The sequence below is a fragment of the Bacillus sp. DHT2 genome (genome assembly GCF_026241455.1).
Taxonomy (GTDB): Bacteria; Bacillota; Bacilli; order Bacillales; family Bacillaceae_G; genus Bacillus_A; species Bacillus_A pseudomycoides.
Map to the genome: position 1 here is coordinate 201428 of NZ_JAPHWH010000009.1, position 21906 is coordinate 223333.

Annotated in this window: 21 protein-coding genes and 4 pseudogenes; 5 read left to right on the plus strand and 20 right to left on the minus strand. The window is 32.3% G+C overall.

Annotated elements, in window-relative coordinates; genetic code table 11:
• Window positions 1-126: 126 nt before the first annotated feature.
• The 5 genes from ORL93_RS20545 to ORL93_RS20565 all read left to right on the plus strand — a co-directional run bounded on the left by ORL93_RS20545 (window position 127) and on the right by ORL93_RS20565 (window position 3461).
• Window positions 127-1191, plus strand: coding sequence for an ABC transporter permease (locus ORL93_RS20545; RefSeq protein WP_018782222.1), 1065 nt, complete (start codon window positions 127-129; stop codon window positions 1189-1191).
• Window positions 1191-1904, plus strand: coding sequence for an ABC transporter ATP-binding protein (locus ORL93_RS20550; protein WP_003199354.1), 714 nt, complete (start codon window positions 1191-1193; stop codon window positions 1902-1904). Before ORL93_RS20545 ends, ORL93_RS20550 begins: the two co-directional genes overlap by 1 nt.
• Before the next feature lie 232 nt (window positions 1905-2136).
• The gene (locus ORL93_RS20555) at window positions 2137-2511 is read left to right on the plus strand and encodes an HsmA family protein (protein WP_265959431.1); all 375 of its coding nucleotides are present in this window, start codon (window positions 2137-2139) and stop codon (window positions 2509-2511) included.
• Between the two features lie 55 nt (window positions 2512-2566).
• A complete protein-coding gene (locus ORL93_RS20560) occupies window positions 2567-2965 on the plus strand; it encodes a DUF2871 domain-containing protein (protein ID WP_018782225.1) in 399 nt (132 codons plus the stop codon).
• Window positions 2966-2978: 13 nt separating this feature from the next.
• Window positions 2979-3461 carry a CcdC family protein gene (locus ORL93_RS20565; protein ID WP_003199351.1) on the plus strand — a complete coding sequence of 161 codons (483 nt, stop codon included), beginning with the start codon at window positions 2979-2981 and terminating at the stop codon, window positions 3459-3461.
• 243 nt (window positions 3462-3704) lie between these two features.
• Here the strand turns inward: ORL93_RS20565 and ORL93_RS20570 are convergent.
• From ORL93_RS20570 to ORL93_RS20665, 20 genes and pseudogenes are all read right to left on the minus strand, one after another.
• Window positions 3705-3953, minus strand: a pseudogene (locus tag ORL93_RS20570) (NAD(P)H-dependent oxidoreductase); the annotation flags it as partial.
• Between the two features lie 67 nt (window positions 3954-4020).
• Complete coding sequence (locus ORL93_RS20575) at window positions 4021-4605, minus strand: DUF3238 domain-containing protein (protein WP_098018176.1); 585 nt, start codon at window positions 4603-4605, stop codon at window positions 4021-4023.
• Between the two features lie 440 nt (window positions 4606-5045).
• Window positions 5046-5870 (minus strand): VanW family protein, encoded by an 825-nt coding sequence (locus ORL93_RS20580; protein ID WP_018782230.1) that lies wholly within the window; start codon window positions 5868-5870, stop codon window positions 5046-5048.
• A gap of 281 nt (window positions 5871-6151) precedes the next feature.
• Window positions 6152-6571, minus strand: coding sequence for a VOC family protein (locus ORL93_RS20585; RefSeq protein ID WP_033799446.1), 420 nt, complete (start codon window positions 6569-6571; stop codon window positions 6152-6154).
• 196 nt (window positions 6572-6767) lie between these two features.
• The gene (locus tag ORL93_RS20590) at window positions 6768-8054 is read right to left on the minus strand and encodes an MFS transporter (protein WP_265959424.1); all 1287 of its coding nucleotides are present in this window, start codon (window positions 8052-8054) and stop codon (window positions 6768-6770) included.
• A gap of 12 nt (window positions 8055-8066) precedes the next feature.
• The gene (locus tag ORL93_RS20595; protein ID WP_003199336.1) at window positions 8067-8675 is read right to left on the minus strand and encodes a TetR/AcrR family transcriptional regulator; all 609 of its coding nucleotides are present in this window, start codon (window positions 8673-8675) and stop codon (window positions 8067-8069) included.
• 335 nt (window positions 8676-9010) lie between these two features.
• Window positions 9011-9757, minus strand: a complete 747-nt coding sequence (locus ORL93_RS20600; RefSeq protein ID WP_018782233.1) for an ABC transporter permease — start codon at window positions 9755-9757, stop codon at window positions 9011-9013.
• 12 nt (window positions 9758-9769) lie between these two features.
• On the minus strand, window positions 9770-10510 hold the full coding sequence (locus tag ORL93_RS20605; protein WP_265959425.1) for an ABC transporter permease: 741 nt from the start codon (window positions 10508-10510) through the stop codon (window positions 9770-9772).
• On the minus strand, window positions 10510-11424 hold the full coding sequence (locus tag ORL93_RS20610) for an ABC transporter ATP-binding protein (protein WP_006097324.1): 915 nt from the start codon (window positions 11422-11424) through the stop codon (window positions 10510-10512). The genes ORL93_RS20605 and ORL93_RS20610 overlap by 1 nt, the downstream gene beginning before the upstream one ends.
• An 86-nt stretch (window positions 11425-11510) precedes the next feature.
• A complete protein-coding gene (locus ORL93_RS20615) occupies window positions 11511-12905 on the minus strand; it encodes a sensor histidine kinase (RefSeq protein WP_097794563.1) in 1395 nt (464 codons plus the stop codon).
• On the minus strand, window positions 12902-13624 hold the full coding sequence (locus ORL93_RS20620) for a response regulator transcription factor (protein ID WP_018782235.1): 723 nt from the start codon (window positions 13622-13624) through the stop codon (window positions 12902-12904). The genes ORL93_RS20615 and ORL93_RS20620 overlap by 4 nt, the downstream gene beginning before the upstream one ends.
• A 382-nt stretch (window positions 13625-14006) precedes the next feature.
• Window positions 14007-14291: pseudogene (locus ORL93_RS20625) on the minus strand (DDE-type integrase/transposase/recombinase); the annotation flags it as partial.
• 53 nt (window positions 14292-14344) lie between these two features.
• A complete protein-coding gene (locus tag ORL93_RS20630) occupies window positions 14345-14539 on the minus strand; it encodes a hypothetical protein (protein ID WP_003199325.1) in 195 nt (64 codons plus the stop codon).
• A 545-nt stretch (window positions 14540-15084) separates the two neighbouring features.
• Window positions 15085-15204: pseudogene (locus ORL93_RS20635) on the minus strand (recombinase family protein); the annotation flags it as partial.
• A gap of 373 nt (window positions 15205-15577) precedes the next feature.
• Window positions 15578-17431 (minus strand): FtsX-like permease family protein, encoded by a 1854-nt coding sequence (locus ORL93_RS20640; RefSeq protein ID WP_098161464.1) that lies wholly within the window; start codon window positions 17429-17431, stop codon window positions 15578-15580.
• Window positions 17432-17446: 15 nt separating this feature from the next.
• Window positions 17447-18208: an ABC transporter ATP-binding protein gene (locus tag ORL93_RS20645; RefSeq protein WP_006097328.1), complete on the minus strand. Its 762-nt coding sequence runs from the start codon at window positions 18206-18208 to the stop codon at window positions 17447-17449.
• A gap of 42 nt (window positions 18209-18250) precedes the next feature.
• Complete coding sequence (locus ORL93_RS20650; RefSeq protein WP_265959428.1) at window positions 18251-18598, minus strand: YxeA family protein; 348 nt, start codon at window positions 18596-18598, stop codon at window positions 18251-18253.
• Window positions 18599-18899: 301 nt separating this feature from the next.
• Complete coding sequence (locus ORL93_RS20655) at window positions 18900-20411, minus strand: sensor histidine kinase (RefSeq protein WP_265959429.1); 1512 nt, start codon at window positions 20409-20411, stop codon at window positions 18900-18902.
• Window positions 20395-20679 (minus strand): annotated as a pseudogene (locus ORL93_RS20660) (winged helix-turn-helix domain-containing protein); the annotation flags it as partial. The pseudogene ORL93_RS20660 and the gene ORL93_RS20655, both read right to left, overlap by 17 nt.
• 111 nt (window positions 20680-20790) lie before the next feature.
• On the minus strand, window positions 20791-21342 hold the full coding sequence (locus ORL93_RS20665) for a hypothetical protein (RefSeq protein ID WP_018782239.1): 552 nt from the start codon (window positions 21340-21342) through the stop codon (window positions 20791-20793).
• Between the last annotated feature and the right edge of the window lie 564 nt (window positions 21343-21906).

The window sequence follows — 21906 nt, forward strand, 5'->3', positions numbered from 1 at the left end:
CTTCTTTTTCTGTAACATATTTATATATAAACTGTATACCCGTCTTTTGTAACCTTTTGTTCATATTCCGTTCATATTTCCTCTTTATGATAAGAACATAGAATGAAACAAGGAGGAATGAACCTAATGTTTTTAGCACTTAAAGAATTAAAACAATCGAAATTACGGTACGGATTAATCGGCACAATCATGATGTTATTATCATTTCTTGTACTTATTATATCAGGTCTAGCAAATGGTTTATCTCATGCTAATGCCTCTTCTATTATCGAAATGAAAGCAGACAAGTTTATATTATCAAATGATGCAGAGGGTAAATTATTACGCTCCCAAATTAAGAAAGAGGATGTAGATAAAGTATTGGCACAGGTTGATGCAAAAGATGCGGTTCCAATGCATATTAAGGTCGCAACATTTGAAAAAGAAGGCAGTTCAAATAAAGTTGATGTTGCTATTTTTTCAAGTAAACAAGATTCATTCATTGCCCCAAAAGTTGTTGAAGGAAAAAACGGTACTTTAGAAAACAATGAAATCATTGCTGATGAATCCATCAAGGAAAAAGGGATAAAGCTTGGAGATGAACTAGTAGATCCTGTTTCTCAAAAGGTTTTCAAAGTTGTCGGATTTACACAAAATCAAATGTTTAGTCATGCACCTGTTGTTCATATGAATGAAAATGTATGGGACAGCATTGCACTGCCACATCAAAAAGATTACAGTGTAATCGCTCTAAATACTGATAAAAAAATCGATAATGCAACAGTTGTTGATAAAAAAGAAGTACTGCAAAGTATTCCAGGTTATAAAGAAGAACAAGGAACATTAACGATGATTATTGCGTTTTTACTTGTAATTTCAGCATTATTAATTGGCGTTTTCTTCTATGTCATTACATTACAAAAAACACATCAATTAGGTGTATTAAAAGCAATCGGAACAAAAAACTCATATTTAGCAAATAGTTTAGTTGTACAGTCTATATTCTTATCTGGTGTTGCTCTTATAATCGGCATTGGCTTAATCTTTGCAGTACAGGCTGTTTTACCAGCTAGTATGCCGTTCTTATTAACAACAACAACAATCTTGCAATATGCAGGTATCTTTATCTTAATTAGTATATTCGGTACACTAATTTCTCTATATCAAGTATTAAAAGTAGATGCATTAGAAGCAATCGGAGGTGGCATGTAATGGTAACAGAATTAAAATGGGATACCCCATCGTCATTATTAAAGTTGGATCAAGTAAGTAAAGTATATGGAGAAGGAGATACAGAAGTAACAGCTTTGCACCCAATTACGTTAGATATAAAAGAAGGCGAATTTATAGGCATTGTTGGTCCGTCTGGTTCTGGGAAAAGTACATTGCTTTCCATCGCAGGTGCACTTTTATCCCCTTCTAAAGGAAATATTTATATTTCTGGTCAAAATATAACAAGCTTATCAGAAAAAGAGATGACCGATATTCGTTTAAGAAAAATCGGATTTATATTTCAATTTGCAAACCTCGTACCTTTCTTAACAGTGAAAGAACAACTCTTATATATCGCTAAGTTAAAGGGAGAAGATAAAAAAGAAGCTGGTAAACTTGCAGAACAATTACTGAAAACTTTTGGATTATCACATCGAATGAATCATTATCCAAATCAACTTTCAGGTGGTGAAAAACAACGTGTAGCCATTGCTCGTGCATTTATGAATAATCCAGACTTAATTTTAGCTGATGAACCTACTGCTAGTCTTGACTCAAAACGTGCTAGAGAAGTAGTTGAACGAATGAAGCATGAAGTTAAGAAAAATAAAAAAGCAGCAATTATGATTACACACGATGAAAAAATGCTTGATGTATGTGATCGAATTTTAATACTTCGCGATGGAAAATTACTACGAGAAAACGAAGTATAAGAACACCTGTACAATAGCGATGACCTAAAAAGACTTTCTTATCCCCTATTTAGGGGATAAGAAAGTCTTCTTTAATTAACAGCACATTTTAATTTCTTGTTTACAACATAATTGAATTCAAATGTAATAATCCAGCGAAATTCATATGTAATATTGCGTTCATATTCTATTCATAATTCTCATGTAACATGCTTTATATAAAGCAACTGACGGTTAGAAAGGAATGATGAACGTGTTAGCATCTGCTATTACATTTATTACAGCTACACTCATTTTTTATACAATCGGAGTATGGAGTGAAAAATTTCAAAAGACATTAAAATTTTGGCATGTCATTATTTTCTGGCTTGGACTCGTATGTGATACGATCGGGACCACATTAATGGAGAAAATGGCAGAAGCAGGATCCCTGTTCAGCTTCCATGGAATAACAGGCTTATCAGCCATTTTACTTATGCTATTCCATGCTGTTTGGGCAACAATTGTGTTAATAAAAAAAGATACAAAAATGATGACAACATTCCACACACTAAGCGTTATCGTATGGTTCATTTGGCTAATTCCATATATTTCTGGACTTATATACGGAATGACAAATAGCTTTTAAATAAAGTTTCATTACCAAAAATCAACATTGCTAAAACTACCTTAGGAGGTATATGATGAAAAAGTTATATAATGCAGCATTCACTTATTTAATTATCGGTTTATTATCAGGTATATTCGCGAGAGAATATGCAAAAGCGCAAGGAATTCAAGGTACTACTCTACTGAACCTGTTGCACACACATGTGTTAGTTCTTGGATTTTTATTCTTCTTAATTGCCTTAGCCCTATCAAAATCATTTGCATTCCATGAAGCAAAAAGTTTTAACATGTGGTTCATCGTCTATAATATAGGATTGGTTTTAACAGTTGCTTCAATGGCGGCCCGTGGACTTCTTCAAATAAATGGAACCGATTTTAATGGATTAAGTCATATGGCAGGAATGTCTCATTCTATCATCGGTGTCGGTCTTGTTTGGTTTATGATTCTATTAAAAAAATCATACAAAGGATAAAAGGAGGTAAAACATGAACTTAGCTGTTCTATCAAGTATTATTGCTCTTTGTATGGCTGTTGGAATGATGTTTCTTCGCTTAAAATCAGCAAAAAAACCTATAACACTTAAAAAAATTATACTCCCGCCAATTTTTATGAGTACGGGAGCATCCATGTACTTCTTACCAGAATTTCGATTAACAACAACAGAAATTCTAGAAGCAGTTATCGTTGGTTTATTTTTCTCTATTTTTCTTATTAAAACGTCAAAATTTGAAATACGTGGAAAAGACATCTATTTAATACCTTCTAAAGCATTTATATTTATTTTAGTCGGTTTACTTGTTGTCCGTATTGCTTTCAAATCATATTTAAGTCAATCAATTGATTTAGGACAATTAAGCGGCATGTTCTTCTTACTCGCTTTTGCGATGATCGTCTCTTGGAGAATTGGGATGTACCGTTCGTTTATGAAATTGCAGCGGGAAATGCAGTTTGTAGGCAAAAGTCTTTAATCGAAAAAGCACATTTCTAATGTTGGATGCTGTTTCTTAGCTCTTACAAAATGATTCATTATAGCTTTGAAAGAAATTTAATTTAAATTTCTTTCAAAGCTATATTTATTACTTCTTGTTCAATTTTTTAGTTCTGTATGGATAAAATGTAAAAAAGTAGCGAGATAAGCGACTAAAAAAGCAGTACCACCGCTATAAAAATGTTGGTACTGCTACATAGAGTAACAAATGTTATATTAATTAGAACGTACTTGCTAATTTAACAGCCTTTGCTTCTTCTGTTGTTAAATCAAGTCCCCTACTAGCCTTAAATGTACCATTAATCATATCTACTCCTACATATGGAAATTCTTCCTTGTATAAATCAAGCTCTACTACTGTATCATTTGGATGTGATTCTTTGTAGCTCGCTAAAAAAGCCTCGTATAATTTTACACTAACTGATTGGTTTGCCGGGCGATTGTTTGCTTTTACAAATAAAACTGTTGTCATTCTCTGTTTCTCCTGTTACTTACTCCTACGTTGTTATATATTCACTAAAAACCGCGTTATATTGCCTTTACAATATCTTTTTAAAACTATACTCCATTTCTCCACCTAGCGCTTCAGCTGTATCACCAGTTTCTCTGAAATCATGTGTATGAATTTCTTCAAACGGCTCAAAATTTACTTGTTTATAAAATTCATAACAAGGGAATCCATCATGTGCACCTTCAATATGGACAGTGCCATCTTTTTTGACCTGTACGGTTAATAGGTAGTCAACGGGAGGTGCATATACATTTAATGGATTGCTAGCACTCGCACTCATTTGAAATTTGACGTCATCAGAATTCCATATAATATCAGTGCACAAAATATTTTCTGTACTAGCTTTTCCTGTTCTTTTATTAACGGAACCATCTGAAGTTGTAACCCTTTCTGTGGTTATACCTGTATTTCCATATGTGAAAATTTCTTTTTTGTAAAAATCTACAACTACTTCTTGTTCAATTCTGGAACGCATAGCGTTTACAGCATAAGGTGTAAATTCACGTGAGTCACCTTCAAATTGGATCACATTGCCCGTTTGAATGTCCTTCTTAGGTTCAGTCCAAGACATTGGAATAAATACGCTTGCTCTAATTTTAACGATACTAGTCATGAGACACACCTCTGTAATTCTAATTTTTTTGGGTAATACAGAAAAATCTTGAGCAAAACAAATCGCAATTTCTTTCGCATATTCAATTGTTTTTTCTTTAATATTTTCTGCTTTTGATTTAAATAGTGACATTCTTCTGATTCATATTTATATCTAGATTATTATTTTAAAACTAGCGTTTATACTTTTTGGGGTAATCTTAGTATTATGGGGTATATATAGTACGAAAAAATATGAATCATTTTTAGACAAACTCACTGGAATAGGACAGTTTTTAGGCGGAATTACATGCATAATTGCTGGGATTTTATCCTTTATAATGAAATAATTTATACATAAAAGGAGACCGAACTAGAAAACAATCTAGTTGAGTCTTCTTTTTATTTTAAAATTATCTACGCAGTTTTTTCAAATATCTTTAGATAAGTGAAAATCCTTGTCTATAAAGAAACCACAATTTTCTCATCATCTACTTCATATTTTACTAAGCAATCATTTTCCATGACTAGTTCTTTGTCAACTAAGTTACCTGTGACACGATCAACTATTTTTTTATAAACTTTATTTTGTCTGTATACTTGGCCATCTACTTTTTTTGCAAAACGATGATCTTCTTCAACGATAGAATACTTATATGGAGGATACTGGGATGCCCTAATTTCTCCATAGATGTATTCTTCGTCAAGATGTAGATTGACTTGATAGGAAATATTTGAATTGTTTCTCAATTTGAGATCAATAATACCATTCATCAAAGTGGCGCCTGTTCCAAATGGAATCACACGTCCATAGTCAGGGAATGGATCGAAACTATGACGATATCTTTCCACTGTTTCCAACTCTGAATGAAGAAACATCCAGTAAAGAAGATTCCCTAACTGACAGAGACCACCGCCTATTCCCTTTATCGCTTCGCCATTCATTAGAATAATTCCTTCTCTATATCCAGCCTTTTCACTGGAATTACCAACAAGATGCCAAAATGAAAATGTTTCTCCCGGTTTAATTACAACCTGGTTTATTTTGCAGATGGCTAGCTTTAAATTGGTGATTTTGTTATACTGCAGCTGTATATCCGTATCACCTAACTTTCTAATAAGCAAAGATTTATGTTTATAAATCCTGTAAGGTAATGGATTTTGCTCAAATGTTTTTGAAAACTTATGACCTTCAAGACGGTCTCTTATTTTTTTAAACATCCTACGTTGTCTGATTCTAATAGGAATTAAAAGAGGAAACCTTTGTGTTAATAATTTTCTTGCCATTGAGAGTTGAGCTCCTTTATATATTATTCATCTATATATTGTATTCAAATTTACACCTTATTCATCATCACTAAGCAAATTGATATGTATTTCTTACTGTATTACCTTATAGTACATATAAAGGTTCTGGTGCAAAGATAAACTAAAAGAGAATATAGCGCATATATTTCTAGCGAGATCGTATTTTATGCTATAAGTCCAAACACTTGGTGGATGAACTCTTTTTGATTTTGGACAGACTGATTCTGTAAATCTACTGTTTATTGAATAATTAAAATCCCTTATTGCGATATTAGGTATTTTTCTCTGAAGATGGAACTTAATTCACTCCAAACATCAAATTTATTACCATCTAAATCATAAAAAACAAAATTCTTTCCAGTGTGTCCTCTGTTTTCAATCTCTCCAACTTTTATTTCTTTTTTAATAAAATCACTATGGATTGATTCAAGTGCATTTAAACCATTAACTTCAAATGTTAAAGAGAAGCGCTCTTCACCGCAAAAACCGTGAAAATTCAAGCTTTGATTTTCTTGGGATTTAACCAGGAAAAAACTTTGGTTTGCAAAGTTAAGAATAGCCTTGTCTTCGTCTTTATAGCCTAACTCTGCACCTAGTTTGTTTACATACCATTTTGAAGAAAGTTCTACATTGGTAACAGGAATATAAATAGTTCCAACCCTCAATAATTTATCTTTCATTCTATTTTCTCCTTTCAGTAACTTAAATAACATTAATAAATATGTTCTCTTTTTATGTACCTATTGCCTTTGTAAATTCCATAATTTTCTTTATGATGTTTCGTTAGTTCAACAAACATGCTCCATTAAATGCTCCGATTGCGGAAGATTGTTTTCCAGTTAGTTTCTTTTCATGCATTAGTGGAAAAACAACCCTTTAATAAGAAACAGGTACTTTTCTTTCATTTTTTTCACTAACTTTAGAGTCTAGCGTTTTTGTTATTATGTAGTACAAAAATGTACCAGTTAATCCTAGAATAAGAAGCAATCCCCCCATATATATGGGACGAATCCACTCTCCAACGATGATCAACAACGAAGATACAATCATTGCTCCGTAGAAAGTCAAGCCATTAAAAGCCATATAGGTGCTACGAGCGTTAGGTGGTGCAAGTTCCCCTATCATCGCCTGTTTAATAGGAACATACATCAGTTCACCAATTGTTCCAATAAACATGGCAATAAAAAGAAACAACACGCTATTTGTAAAGGCAAAAATACTAAAGCATATAGAAAAGATCATCATTCCTGTAACTAGAGTCCAGCGATCACTCCACTTTTTAAATAAGAATAATACAACACTTGATAGGAGAACTACAAGAATTGTATTCTCCGTTCGGAGAAAACCCAGCATCTTTGTGCCATCAAGCATGAAATCTATTCCAAACAATGAAGCTGAATGATGGGGTATATCTTTTTCAAGACGAATCCCAATATAGTTTGTTAAAGACTGTTCCAAGGAAAAGATCAAGATCGCTCCGAAAATATAAAACATAAACAGCTTATCTTTTAAAACGTTTGAATAGGTTTGAAACATCTCTATTGATGAGAATTTTTTCTTATAATTAGAAGACGTAGATGAAGGTTCCGGTGTATAGGTTTCTGTGATGAAGAATATAGTCATGAATACAGATAACAAAGAGATGAGTGAAATCCCAATAAATAACTCAAACAAGTGGTTTTTAAAAAGAAATGCTCCAATGATTCCTCCAATAGCAGTTGATAAATTCCCCAGCCAGTAGCTAATTGTAAATACGAGCTTTCTCGATTCGGAATTAGTAACATCAATGATCATAGCTTGTGCTGCTGGCTGAAACATTCCTCCACAAAACATATTGATAATAAAGAATGCTATGGAAATATAAGGAAGGTTAAACCAAGGGGAATTACAAAGTGCTATAAACAGATACGAAAGCAATATACCAAGTTCAGAATAAATCATTATTTTTCTCCGACCTATTTTGTCTGAAACATGCCCCCCGATAAAACCTCCAATGACCCCACTAATCACAATTATTATAAGAATAATACCTGTTTCATTAGCTCCAATTTTCTGAGAAAAATAGATTGCCAGAAAAGGTATAACAGCCATGGAAATAAGGCTGCCTAGAAATTGCATAGCCAGGCGAAGTTTGATGTTGGGATGTATATCTCTCAATTTCATATAAATCACTCCTTATTTATTAGAGATAGGTCCAAATAATCTCAGGGCTTGTATCGTTATATCCTTCCACATCAAGTTTGTATATTCATCAATAAACGTTAAACGCATTCCGTTTAAGATGGATAAGTACGACTCGGCAACTAATGAAGGTGATTCTTCATAAAAGTAACCCAGCCTTTGCCCTGCTTCAATAACCGGATGAATACAGTCTATAAATACATTTACAAAATCGTTTAGTTCTTTAAAAAGCTTTGGAAATCGATCAGGTCTCGCAAGAACCTGCTGAATTAGACGTAGGTATTCACTTTTCATTGAAAAGAGTTGTACATGGCAATCTATCATTTCCTTCACAACTTCAAGAGGCTCACCTTTAAAGTGTTCTTCTATCTCAATAAAATATGGTTTGATTTCCTCCAATGGCTCCAAAATCGCTGATTCATAAAGTGCTTCTTTTGAATCAAAATACGTAAATACAGTACCAAAGCTAACTCCTGCTTCTTTTGCTATTTCGGCAACTTTTGTCTCTGCAAAACCATTCTCACTATATAATTTAATTGCGGCGTTTAGGATAGTAGATCTTTTTCTTTTCTTTTTTTCATCATTAGTAAGTCTAGGTTCCATTTAGATGCTCCTTTCATAATAAATGATTGATTAATCAATCGAATTTTATTGTAATTTGTTTCCATTGTCAATATGATGAAGGAATTTATTTTCATATTTTTACATTTAGTTATATTCGAACTTCGCAAACGAATAAATTTAGCTCAAAAGTCGTTATTCTATTAAATGGCCCTTTAACAGAACAACTCTATGTCACTCAATAATTCCTTAATCCACCTTTTATTCAGATGTTCTTTTTCTTTTAGTCATAAAAACACCCCTTTAGATAAAAATATCCAAAAGGGTAAAGCTTCGCATCTTTTTTATAAACATCGCGACTTTATTTCAAATCAACATCATATAATATCTTTTATTGTAAATCTTTGAACTCCTACAAAAGTAAATATAATAACAAATAAGCAACTTAACACATAAAAGCTACTAAATTGAAAGAAAGTCTGCAAGCCTTCTAGATGAATAGGGTCCATTGCTAATCCTGGTTGCGAAAATGGCCATATATACCCGATATTTAAGTAATGAAATATCATTCCTATACATGTAAAACCAAAACTCATTCCAACTGGAACAGCAAAACTTTTTATAGAAGATGAGAGAAATAATTGTACTGCAGCAATTGAAAATGTACCAATCCATCCATTGAATGACCAATTTAATAATGAAATCCAAGGAATAGGACTTGTAATACCTAGTAGCTTACCAATTACAATATAAGCAATTAAAAAAAATACTTGTGTCAATAAAGTTAACATAAAGATTACTAATAACTTTGCCATGTACACATATCGAAACGGAATTGGTAAAGAGATGATTTTTTTCCAATTTCCCTCGCTATGTTCAAAGCGGCATACAAATGCACAATAAATACTTACTACGACAGGAAATAAAAATAATCCATAAATTAATCCAACTTGTGTCCAAGCTTTCTCCCACTCATTTGTTGAGACTTTCATTAAGACATCATAGTTTACTTGAAAATTTATGAGTCCAAGCGCAATACAAATAAGCGGAATGAATGTCATTACAATCCATATTTTTGAACGTTTTAATTTTAATAATTCGCATCGAAATGAGCTTAATAACATATCTGCATCCTCCTAATGAATATCTTTGTGCGCAAAATGAACAGTGCTAAGAACGATAAATAATAAACTAACTCCTAAACTTAACAAAAGATTCATCATGACTCCTTCATTTGGGAAATACACTATTTTCCCATTGGAAAAAGCCCAAGAAATTGGATTTGTCAGAGATGAATATGTCCAAATTATCCATGTTTTCCAAGGAAACATCTGCCCGCAATACCCAAGAAATGAGCCGATTACACCTGCCGTTAAAGAAAATACTTGATTTTTCACTACCAAAGATATCCAGAGTTGCAAAATAACCATAGGAATACATCCTATAATGGTAAAACAACCATATTTCAGTAATAATATCACCGGAATTCCACCATCAAAATTAAAGATTTTTCCCATTAATATAATTACAGAAATAGAAATTACACCTGCGTATACAAGAAAAAAGAGGCTAAAGATAATTTTGGTTATATATACTAGCTGCCTAGATGTGGGAATTGCACACAATAGCTTCCAGGTGTTCCCCTTATTTTCAAAATCAATTATTCGAGATGTAATTGTCGCAATCATTATAGGTAAAAATAATGCATTTATCATACTTACTCTTGAAAGAAGCGACTCCCAATTTAGAAATTCCTTTTTGTCTTGTGACACAATAGCAAATAACCAAAGTAATGCTAAAGACTGTATCAAAAATACTACTAAAAATAATTTCTTTCTTTTTAATTTCAATAATTCACTTCTTAAGGCAGCAATCATTATAAAACACCACCTTTTTCTGTTAAGCTTAGAAATATTTCTTCCAACGTATGCTTCTCTTCTTCAATTCGATACACTGATAAATTCTGCTGTACTAATAAATGATTTATGTGAGAAATAAGGTGATCTTCTTGTTGATGCGTAACTAGACAATTACCTTCAATTCTAAGATGAATTTGATGCTGTTCTAAAATTTGATGAGCCTTCACTACATCATTTACGCGTATTTTCATTGATGCCTGACTTTTTTTGCGTAACACTTCAATTTTATCTTGAAAAATAAGCTGTCCACTATTAATAATGCCCACTTGCGTTGCAATTTGATCCATCTCATTTAACAAATGACTAGAAATAACAACTGTCATATCATATTGCTTTGGCAGTTGTTTGATGAGTTCACGAATTTCTTGAATCCCGGCAGGGTCTAATCCGTTTGTGGGTTCATCTAAAATTAACAATTTTGGATTTCCAAGTAGTGCCATTGCTATGCCAAGGCGTTGCTTCATTCCAAGTGAGTATTGTTTAACTAGTTTATCTTTTTGTTTCTCTAATCGAACGATACACAATACCTCATCAATATTCTTTTTTGGTACTTGTAACATTTGCCGAATTACTTCTAGGTTTTCATGACCTGTTAAATGTCCATAATAAGATGGCGATTCAACAAGAGAGCCAACCTCTCTTAAAATATCTATTCGATTTGTTTTTAAATCTCGATTGAATACTTTAATATTACCTGTAGTCGGTTTTATTAATCCCAGTAACATTCTAATTGTCGTTGTTTTCCCAGCCCCATTTGGGCCTAGAAATCCATAGATTTCACCTTTACCGACTTTCATTTGTAATTGACTCACACTATTTACAGCTCCATATGTCTTTGTCAAATCTTCTGTCTCAACGATATATGTTCCCATTATTGGCACCTCTTTTTCTTGATTAAGCTATCATTTATTATGAAAGTTCTTGCTTAATCTTGAATTGAGCTGACCTTAAGTTTAGCTTAATTTTCTAACGGAAGCTGAAATGTAATTTTTGTACCGTTTCCTTTGCTGCTTTCAACTACAATTTCTCCACCGTGAGCCACGATGATTTCTCTTACAATCGCCATTCCTAAACCTGAACCACTTTTTGGATCTGTATTTGTACCACGGAAATATCGATCAAAAATGTGTGGTAAATCATTTTTATTTATTCCGTCACCATTGTCTTCAATCGTAAATACGGTATATCCAGATGTTTGTTTTATGCGAACTTGTATTAATGTTTCAACATCAGTATGAATAAGCGCATTATTCAATAAATTTACTATCACACGTTGAATTAATCCCTGATCTGCTTTTATAATTAGTTCCTTCTTAAGACATTCAAACTCAATTAATCGATTCTCATAATGAGGCATATTCATAAATTCAATAATCGTTTCTCGGGTGAGATTCACAATATCTACTGTATTTTTATGGATAGGTAACAACGCATTCTTCAATTGATATGTAAGTTTTAAATCATTAATCAATTTTTCAATATAAATTGATTTATTTTGAATGACTTCTGCATATTGGTACATTTCTTGCATATTGATTTTATACTTGCGATTCCCTATAATTTCACTATAACCTTTAATAGAAGAAAGTGGTGTCTTTAAATCATGAGAGATGTTTATAATCCATTCTGCTCGCATCGTATCTAGCCTTTTTCTTTGGAGATTAATATCCTTTAGTTGATGCGATAACTGATTCAAAGTTATATATACCTCTGCATATATTCCTTTTTCTTCCGGTACTTGTTCATATTGTCCTTGTTTTAAATTATTAATATGTTCAATTATCGTGACAACAGGTTTTGACATATACCTTGCCACAATGTAAGCAAATAATAAAATACAAACTACTGTTACTCCTATTAACATTAAAATCCCATATGGATAGAAGCTAGATAAATTATTGAAGTTCAAATAGACAGATTTTCGCAATGCTTGGTTTGATGGAAAAGCGACAATATAACTTTCTACTTGTGTACTTTTATCTAACTTACCCACAAACGTTGTATACCCCCCAATATCGTACTTATAGCGTAAAATCAAATCACTAGGGGTATAATGAGTTGGTGTATTTTTAGGCTTATACATTTGAAATACTTCATCACTATTACGATTTAATACTTGTAACCATGCTCCATGTTCTTGCAAAAAAAATTTTCCTTTATTTGTTATAGAAATACTTCCATTTTCTACTGTGATTTCTTTTTGAAAAGCTAATACTGAGCCCTCTGGATCGTCCATTCCCTCACGGTTATAAGTAAATACTAAATAACTAAAAGCAAAAAATTGAACGATTAGGATAAACATAATTAATCCTATTAATGAGGTAATATATAGTCTCGTGACCTTCCACTTCATCTTGCATCACCTTTTGTATTAAGTTTATATCCGAGTCCCCTTACTGTTACAAGGTAATGAGGGTTGGAAGGATTATCCTCTATTTTTTCTCTTAAATGTCTCATATGCACCATCATAATATTGTCATTACCCAGATATGTTTCTCCCCAGACAGCTTCATATAAGCGGGCCTTACTAAAAATTTGATTTGGATTTTTTATTAAAAATAGTAATATATTAAATTCTTTTGCTGTTAAAGATAGCAATGTATCACCCTTTAACACTGTTCCTTGTGCCTCATCTATCGTAATGTCTCCAAACTGATACATAATCCGAGCCTTTTCTTGATATTGATTGCGTCGAAAAAATGCTTTCATCTTATATGCTACTTCTTTCGGACTAAAAGGCTTTGTAATGTAATCATCGCCACCTATACTTAATCCAAGGATTTTATCTAAATCTTCATTTTTCGCCGATAAGAAAAATATTGGAACGAATGTAAACTGTCGAATTTGCTGACAAACACTATATCCATCTAAATCTGGAAGCATAATATCTAATATGATAAGATCTGGCTGTACTCGCTTACACATGCGTATTCCTTCTGCTCCTGTTGTATAAGTATAAATATGTTGAAACCCCTCTTTCTTTAAAACTGTTTCTAACAAATTTAAAATCTCTTTTTCATCATCTACTATAAGGATTTTTTTTGTATAAACATCTGGAATATTATGTATCATCTATTGCACCTCAATATCTTTCTATATAGTTTAAAATTAAATAGTGAACAGTATTACCTTAATTATTAATGTATCATTTCCATTCTACAGTAAAATAGTAATTTAAAAGTTTTCTTACTGATTTTAGAGGAGGATTATCATTTTTTCGATATGATTGCTTTTATTATGAAAATTTTAAGTTAAACACGGGTCACCTAATACAACACAATTTATAAGAAGTGATCATTTGTTTATGCAACATAATTTACAAGAGAGGAGGCAAATACATGGATGTGGCAAAACAGTTTTCTTCCTGTCTAAAACAGGAGAAAAAAAGTGAGCACACGGTTCTATTGCAAAGTTACCCAAAACATAGAGGATCTAGAGTTGCATCGTTAAATGGTTATGCAACCATTAATAATTCCTGTAATTCGTTATACACCGAAAAGGCGGAGCCTATTTGAAGACTTCGCCTTTGTTTGTATAGGGCATGAATGGTTTCAATGCCTTTTATTGTACGAGAAGCATGCCGGAGAGTTTGAAATCCCGATGCCCTAGCAAAACGACGTTTCACATGTCGGTGGTCTTGTTCTATACGATTATTCATATGTTTAACGGTACAATGAACGGTGCTTTTGTAAAATCCTTTCTCCTTTAACTTTTTAAATGCATAAAGTAACGCTGGCGCAATAAATTTTGACTATATATTTAGTCAAAATTTATTGCGCCCATTCTAAATACCTATTTATCTCTTTGTTTCCAAACACCGTTTCTTTTATAATATACATGATTCTCATTCATAAAATTAGCGGTATTACTAGGAATGGCAAACTTCTTATTTGTGCTTTTTCTCTTTTTCCTTTTCTTTTTTCTTTTCTCTTCTTTAATAGTTTGTAAATCTGCTTTCCACTGTTTTAAAAGTTTTTTTCCCTCCATAGCTTCACAAATTACCCCTTCAAAAAACCAATTATTAACTTTATTACTGATAAATTCTTTATTTTCATTGGAATTCCTTTTTATTTATTCATTTATTTATTTATATTAATTTATCTTTTTAAGTTAAAGAGAAAATCGTTAAATAATTCCTCTTTTATAAAATATTAGAGGTAACATGTTGGAAGCCCTAAAGGATTCTTTCTATAAAAAATATATGAATTTTATGATTTATAATTACTAAATTTTTCTTATTTAGGCACGATATAATTAGAAAGTGAATAAATAAATTTAAGGTGTAGTTGCTATGAAACAATTAGCAAAGTATCTTTATTGGATCTAAAATAAAAATTTCACAGCAATTACCTGGAATTTAATTGTAATTCGATATTTTAAGGGGTTTGAAAGTAAACTAATATTGAAAAGTTTACTTTCATGAATGATAAAAAAGGTCTAATTATTTAAGGTTAATTTAAGGTGGATTTTATAGGTATTTTCAGTTTATATATTATAATTATGATATTAAGTTATATTTATAGAGTTGTTACAAAGTGAACATCCTTTTCCTGAAGTTGTTCTACTAACTGTAATAGCTGAATGGTATTTCGCCCTAAACGATCCATTCTAGTTACGACCAAAGTATCCCCAATAGTTAGTTTTGACAGTATAGGGGATACGGCAACGATTCCTTCTTTTTGGAGCCACTCACAAATTTATAACAAGAGGGAATTCAAGTAGTTATTTAACTACTCAGGGTCCCGCCAACCAAATGACATAAAACCCACGCTAAGACATTTTATGGAAGATAAAAAACCGACTTTCCTACGTTAAGGAGAAAATCATTCATTTTATAAGTATCTAGATAAAGAAAGAGAACATAAATTTAAATTATATTCTCTTTCTCTCTTATTCATATAGGAAATATTCGATTAAATCCAACCTAGCTACCTTGTTAACTAAAAGAAAGCTAACTATAATGCTAATAAATATTGGATATCCTAATTAAATATAAAGCATATACAGTAAAACATCACATTCTTATTACTTTTTTTCAGGAAGAACAATTCCTTTATATAATTGAACTGTTATAAGGTAATAGATCGAATAGATAACTACGAAAATCAAGATTGGTAACCAAATACGGAAATATGGGTCAATTAAGATGAAACCAAAAATCTTCATACCCAATAATACATGAATTATACCTACTATCCCTGGAAATAAAAACACTAAAAATAACTCTTTATAAATGGATTTTGCTAATAATTCATGACGGACTCCAATTTTACGAAGCATTTCATAGCGTACAATATCTTTTGATGCACCAGAAAGAATCTTAAACATTAAGCAGCTTGCCATCATCGCAAGGAAAGCAATACCTAAGAAGAAACCCATAAATACTGTTCCGTTGGCACTGGCGTAAATCCCAGTATATATTTGATATTTACTGAAGATATCTTCAGCTGTGACATTTTTATATTTAACTAGCTGCAACCCGTCAATTTTTTTCCATTTATCTAAATATGTTACAAAATCCTCAGTTTTTCCAATTACAACAATGTTTTCTTTTTCTTGTATGCCATCGTACATTTTTTGATCTACTATTTTTTTTACTTTTTCCATGTAATTTAAATAGGTTGGTTGAAGAGAGCGTAAAGCGTCATCCCACTCTTCTGGGATAATATTTGTATTCTCCATATTCTCCTCACCATATTTTGAAATTGCTCCTACAGGAAGATTTTCAGAAACTCGTTTTACTTTCCCTCTATCCTTTTTTTCTATTCCAGCTTGCACAAGTGGACGGTTTTTCTCTAGATCTTCTTTCAAGTAGTAAACATATTTATCATCTACTTTATAGTGATATTCATTCTTTTCTTTAAATGTAATACCATCTAAAATATTCTTTTCTTCTGCTGTTGGATTATGAATGACTGTATCGTATATTTCAAGTTGATCCGTCGATTGAATTACGTTATTTTTAAAAGCCATCCCACCTGAAATCGCCCCCGCACCAAGTGCTACTAACATTGCTACTGTTGCGAGTACCTTTGTTAAACTATTAATACGAAAGTTTAATTGAGCAAATGTAAAAGCATTAAGACCTTTCTCACTACGCTTTTTATTACTCTTTAATTTTTTAATAATAAGCGGAAGGACAGAAGTAAATAACATATACGTTCCTGCTGTAGTTGTAAGCATCGCAATCATAGGACCCTGTTCTTTTAACTTATTCATATAAATCATCGAAGCATATCCAATTCCTAATAAAATAATGGCTAAAAATGAAACAATCCCAGTCCACTTACCTTTAATCATTGTACGTTCTGCTGAAGCATCTGCATGTACAAGTTGCAGAACGGAGATGCGTGATAATTTCACACTATTCATAATGGCAGATAACACAAATAATACCAAGAAGAACATACAAGTAACTAACATAGATGGTACATAAAACCCTTGGTAACCACTCGCAGTAAAATCCAGTTGCTTCATGAGGAGTTTACCCATCCCTTGTGAAAGCCCTATTCCTACTGTAATTCCAATTACTAAGGATACTGCCCCAATAATAATCGTTTCCAGAAACATAAGTAATGTAACCTTATGTTTTTTTGCACCTAACATCATATACATCCCAAATTCTTTTTGGCGAAGAGACATCAAAAAAGAATTTGCATATAGAACATAGAAGAATGTAATGATTGCTAATAGAGCTGAACCTGTTTGAAAAATAGGCGCAATTGACCGAATAGTAGTATTTGCTTCAACAAATGCTTTATTTAATGCTAGCGTTTGAAACATGTAAAAAATTGAAATTGACATAACAAGACCAACTAGTAAGACAATATAATCTTTTAGCTTACTTTTTAGTCCTGATATAGAAAGTTTAAATATCATGGTGGGTGTCCTTTCTTATCCTTTTTGTGTACCTAAATCCGCAAGTACATCTAAAATTTCTTTATAGAACACTTCACGCGTACCACTACGATGAATTTCTTTATATAACTCACCATCTTGAATGAACAAAATGCGCTGGCAATAACTTGCACTATATGGATCATGAGTAACCATCATAATCGAAACATCTTGTTTTTCATTTAAATTTTTCATTGCTTCTAAAAGGCTTGTTGCATTTTTTGAATCCAGTGCCCCTGTTGGCTCGTCCCCTAAAATAATTGCTGGTTCATGTACAAGCGCGCGTGCTGCCGCGGAACGTTGTTTTTGTCCACCAGATACCTCAGATGGATATTTTTGAAGTATTTCCGAAATCCCTAACATATTGGCTACTTTCTTTACTTTTGGACCAATCTTACGCGATGGGACTCCTTGAAGTGAAAGTGGAAGTGCAATATTTTCATAAATAGATAGATTCTCTAATAAATTGAAATCTTGAAAGATAAATCCTAATTTTTGAGAGCGAAAATCTGAAAGCTCTCCTTGCTTCATTTTAGTGATATCGATACCAGCAATTTCAACAATGCCGCCAGTTGCTACATCTAATGTTGAAATTACATTTAATAATGTTGTTTTTCCTGAACCAGACGGTCCCATGATTCCAACAAATTCTCCCTCTTGAATCGAGAACGATACATCTCTTAAAGCGTGTGACTGATTTTCACCTTTTTTACCGTACACTTTTTGAACATTTTTTACATTTACAACTGAGTTGTTCATAATATTCTCCTACCTTTGTTTTTAACTCGATAAATTCATTATTTATTTTTTTAGTTTTTCTTTTGCTTTCTCAGGAACTTCTTTTTCCTGCACTTTCTCAAATTCGTAAACATACTTTCCTTTTACATGAACCTTTAAATAAGAATCTGGATAATCATCCTTACCAGAAACCCCTACTTTAATGGTATTTTCATCGCCTGATTCATCAACTCCGTTTAACATGTGAAAATATCTCTTCCCATCAGGTTTTGCTTCCCCTTTTGTAAGGACGTACACATCTTTTTCTTTCACTAATGGATTAAATCTATCTATTGTTTCTCCTCCCATATAAGTTAATAATCCACCTCCTACAACAACTAATCCTGACACTGCAATCCATGCTTTTTTCATCTATCTTTTCCGCCTTTCTTTTCCTATTTAATTAGATGTCATCTCATTCATTCTTTGGGATTTTAATGAGAATGAATATGCTTTCTAACACATTTCTAAGTATAGAGAGTGTTTCTTAATAAATACTGAGGGGGTTTCTTAACTTTTTCTTAACAAAAGCTTTAAACTTTAATCATTCAATAATTTTTCAATCTAATAAAAAAGAACTCTTTTGCAAGAGTTCTTTTTTACCCTGTTAACACAAGGCACATTTTCAGTTTGTATCATTTCATTACACCTAGAAACAATTTATATAACATTATTACTTTTCTGCCTCAATGGGAAGTGAAATAATAAAACGCACAATACCGTCTTCATATTCTGCCCGAATGTCTCCGCTTTGCAAATCAACAATACTTTTTGCAATGGCAAGTCCAAGTCCAGATCCTTCTGAGACTCTGCTTCTTGATTGATCCTTTTTATAAAAACGTTCAAATAAATTCTTCAATTCTTGTCTTGTAAATTCTTCGCTTTGATTTGCCACAGAAATTTGAATGCTATCTTGCTGTCTTTGAAGAGAAATTTTAATTTCTCCTTCATCTTTACTGTATTTAATCGCATTCATTAATAAATTATCAAACACACGCACGATTTTCTCCGAATCAAGTTCAGCATATATGCGTTCATCAGGAAATTCCTTCACAAATGAAAGACCATGTTCCTCTGCTTGTGGTACTAATTCTTCAATTAATTGATCGAGCATTTCATTGATGCATACTTCTTGTTTTTCTAACACAACCTTTTCGTTTGTTAATTTTGTGTACTCAAATAAATCTTCTATTAAGTTTTTAAGCTGTTCTGATTTTGAAAAAGCAACCTTTATATACTCATCATATTGTTCTCTATTATCATATTTCGCATCGCGTAATAAACGTAAATATCCCATAATAGATGTAAGTGGTGTTCGTAAATCATGTGAGACATTTGTAATCAATTCATTTTTCTGTCTTTCAATTTCTCTTTCTTTTTCAATATTCACCATTATCTCTTCTGCCATTTGATTAATATTTTTTGTTAGTAAAGCCATCTCATCTTGCCCTTTCTCTTCAATTCGATATGCTAAGTTTCCTTTTGCTATCTCATTTACTCCTTGCGCCATCGCTTCAATTTGCTTCATTTTTCTCTTTGTAATATAAAAGAAAGAAAAGATAAACACGATAATTCCAATAAAGGAAGGGAGAATTCCCTCTTCTGTTTCATATGTGATATCTCCTTCTGGAATCCCACTTACAAACATATACAAGTTTTTCCCTTCAATTGTAACTGGATAAAAAGGAATGAATTCTTTACGTGATCCCGTGATTATTTCTGAATCCTTATTGTAAATTGGTCGATTCATCGCAAAGTGCATCACATTGCTAATGGTACTATGCAAATTAATTTCTACTTCCGGCGCCTGTTTTGTTTTATATAAAACCTTTCCTGTTTCATCCGTAACCAATACTTTTAAAGCCTTTTGCTCTTTTTTATCTTCACTCTCAATCATCTCTTGCAAAGCTGCTACCTTATTTTCACTTAGTGCTTTTTCCGCCGTTTCCTTCGCTCGACGATTAATTTGTAACATACTAAAACTATAATCAACATAAGCCCTTTGATTCATATCTTCAGCGAATGGCGCCACAGCTCTTGATACGAAGAAACCAAGTAATGCATAAAGAAAGAATGTTGTAATAAGCTGTATTCTAATACTTCCTAGAATACGATTGCCTAATTTTTTTACTAAGCTTACTATTTTATTATTAAGATAATAGAATGGTTTAAAGATCTTTTTCAATTTTATAACCTACTCCCCAAACTGTTTTAATATAACAAGGTTTCCTTGGATTCTCTTCTATCTTTTCACGTATTTTCCGAATATGTACCATCACAGTATTATCAGATTGGAAAGACTGTTCTTTCCACACTCTTTCATAAATTTGTTCAGCGCTCAGTACCATTCCTTGATTTCGAGCTAATAACTCTAGCACCAAGAATTCCCTCGGTGTTAATTTCACTACTTGGTTCGCAACGATAACCTCATATGTCGCTACATTAATCTTTATATGGGGTCTGTGTAGCAATGGAACCAAATCACGTAATAAGTATTAGCGGACATTATTTGTGCATATAAAAAGGAAGACTTTCAAAATGAGAAAGTCTTCCTTAGTCTTTTCCTAATCCCAATTAATATCTCCAGTAGTTATAGCTCCTTTAGCTTTGCAATAACCTTGACCTATACATTCTAGGTTTAGACTATATTTACCTCGACCTAGTTGTTCGTTTCTTTCAAACATATCACCTGGTTGCAATGTCTTTTCATACCTGACTTCATGATTTTTATATAATGTTACCTTTATGGGCACCTTACTTTCTGAATAATTTGATACATGAAAGAAGGGACTGTAGACTTTCGTGGTTAATTCTCGTGTTTGTTGGGATCTTATATCTACTAAGTTTGCCATACTGATTCGTAAATCTTTTTGCTCTTCATATTGTTGTAGTTGGTTCCAAATCGCTTCATGCCCCTCTGGTATATGTGTAGTAAATAAAAACGTATCAATCTCTTCAAAATGGATTGGATTTTTATCAGCTTGTTTATGAACCTTATCTTGGAAAATTGATATAAAGCCCTTATTGATGAGGAAAAGTCCTAGTCCCCCTAATACTAAAAAAATAACTATACCTAAAATGGAAAGTTTAATGGACTTCCGTTTGAATGCATGCATTTTATATATCCTCCTCGTGCCGACGGGTCAAGTCTATAAATATTATAATAATTATCAAATAGTACTATATTTAATATAATCTTATTTGTCAATGTGATTTATTGTAAACAGTAAGATTAGCTCTTGAAGGGGTACGGCAACGATTCAAGGAGTAACCCGCCACATCTGAAATTTTTTCCAATTCTTAAAAACTATCTTTTTTAAGAATATAATTAGACCTTATTGCCGTTCTTGTCCCATTACTACACAGAACCCGATATTTAAAAAGGAGATACTCCCATTTTTTCGGTTTGGGGGCTCTATAAAATTTTAGCTTGATAGCAATGTATGATGACCCCTATAAGGAAACCTTGACAGGAGTCAAGGTTGAAGACGTACAATCTTAGGTCTATCTATAATACTTGATACACCTTTCTTGAAAAGGGATTCTATCATCGAGCAGCACTTCTTCTTGCAGCAATTTTGTTATATTCTCTATTTTTACAATGAATAGTGCGAAGAAGTCTCCCGAATTTGGATATGAAAATAGTCCATAGCCCTTTGGTGACAGTATTTTGTTGGCCT